We start from the raw sequence: 246 nt of genomic DNA, 5'->3' as shown, positions 1-246 counted from the left end.
GCCTATTTTCACACTTTCTAAATAAACATTTTCATTAATTCTTGCGCCTTGCCCTATTTTTATTTTATTCGCCCGACCAATATATACATTTGAACCAACCATTGATTGATTACCATTTTTATCTAAAATCTTCAGAATATTATGGAGATACCAAACTCTTATATTAGAGAAGATAAATGTAAAACGTGCCGATGGGAGCTTAGAAAGTAAAATATAGTAAAAGAAAAGCTTTAGATTATTTAACAC

Annotated in this window: 1 protein-coding gene; it reads right to left on the bottom strand. The window is 29.3% G+C overall.

The annotated features are described in order from the left end of the window. The coding region (locus tag SB749_RS20425) for a hypothetical protein (RefSeq protein ID WP_410711919.1) at window positions 1-246 on the bottom strand (246 nt) is incomplete at both ends.

The sequence above is a fragment of the Brevibacterium sp. SIMBA_078 genome, assembly GCF_046534565.1.
Taxonomy (GTDB): domain Bacteria; phylum Actinomycetota; class Actinomycetes; order Actinomycetales; family Brevibacteriaceae; genus Brevibacterium.
Note: the sequence above shows the minus strand (reverse complement) of the source record. Positions and strands in the feature narration are given on the sequence as shown.